A 1161-nucleotide genomic window follows, 5' to 3' on the forward strand; every position below is an offset into this window, starting at 1 on the left:
GCAGACCAAAACGATCTCAAGAAGATCATCTTATTAATCAGATAAAATATTTCTAGATTTCAGTGCAATTTATCTCTTCAAATGTAGCACCTGAAGTCAGCCCCATACGATATAAGTTGTAATTCTCATGTTTGACAGCTTATCATCGATAAGCTTTAATGCGGTAGTTTATCACAGTTAAATTGCTAACGCAGTCAGGCACCGTGTATGAAATCTAACAATGCGCTCATCGTCATCCTCGGCACCGTCACCCTGGATGCTGTAGGCATAGGCTTGGTTATGCCGGTACTGCCGGGCCTCTTGCGGGATAATTCGGTTAAAATTGAATCCTTAAGCCTGCTGCCAGACGTCTCTACCGGAGAAATTATGTTGTGGATTTGGAATGCCCTGATCGTTTTCGTTACCGTGATTGGCATGGAAGTGATTGCTGCACTGGCACACAAATACATCATGCACGGCTGGGGTTGGGGATGGCATCTTTCACATCATGAACCGCGTAAAGGTGCGTTTGAAGTTAACGATCTTTATGCCGTGGTTTTTGCTGCATTATCGATCCTGCTGATTTATCTGGGCAGTACAGGAATGTGGCCGCTCCAGTGGATTGGCGCAGGTATGACGGCGTATGGATTACTCTATTTTATGGTGCACGACGGGCTGGTGCATCAACGTTGGCCATTCCGCTATATTCCACGCAAGGGCTACCTCAAACGGTTGTATATGGCGCACCGTATGCATCACGCCGTCAGGGGCAAAGAAGGTTGTGTTTCTTTTGGCTTCCTCTATGCGCCGCCCCTGTCAAAACTTCAGGCGACGCTCCGGGAAAGACATGGCGCTAGAGCGGGCGCTGCCAGAGATGCGCAGGGCGGGGAGGATGAGCCCGCATCCGGGAAGTAAGGGCCTGACCAGAGGCGGCCAGCAGCAGCGTTAATTTTTCGGGCGTGGTCGTTGACTGCCGCTGATCCCAGGCTTGCTGACCGGCCTGTTCAACTTTGACACCTATTTTCCGGTAAACCTGCTTCGCCGTAGCGATTGCCCAGGCGGAACGCAGGGGCAACCCTGCCAGGCCGGCTGTGGCAGACAAATAGTAAGGTTCTGCTTCCTGCACCAAACGACGGGCGATACGGCTCAGCGCCTGACGGTTTTCAGGTGCCGCATAATTCT

At 51.2% G+C, this 1161-nt stretch carries 2 protein-coding genes; one reads left to right on the forward strand and one right to left on the reverse strand.

Features of this window, described 5'->3' with window-relative positions; genetic code table 11:
- The first annotated feature begins 366 nt into the window (after window positions 1–366).
- On the forward strand, window positions 367–894 hold the full coding sequence (locus C1A35_RS35580; protein WP_104668910.1) for a sterol desaturase family protein: 528 nt from the start codon (window positions 367–369) through the stop codon (window positions 892–894).
- On the opposite strand, the gene C1A35_RS35585 is transcribed toward C1A35_RS35580, so the two are convergent.
- On the reverse strand, window positions 833–1161 hold a 329-nt coding region (locus C1A35_RS35585; protein ID WP_158665292.1), incomplete at its 5' end, for a squalene/phytoene synthase family protein. The two genes, C1A35_RS35580 and C1A35_RS35585, sit on opposite strands and share 62 nt — an antisense overlap.

This window comes from Ensifer adhaerens (assembly GCF_002940685.1).
GTDB lineage: Bacteria > Pseudomonadota > Alphaproteobacteria > Rhizobiales > Rhizobiaceae > Ensifer > Ensifer adhaerens_E.

Coding starts and splice junctions, on each gene's coding strand:
- C1A35_RS35580 (WP_104668910.1), top strand. CDS start 367: ATGTTGTGGATTTGGAATGCCCTGATCGTTTTCGTTACCGTGATTGGC.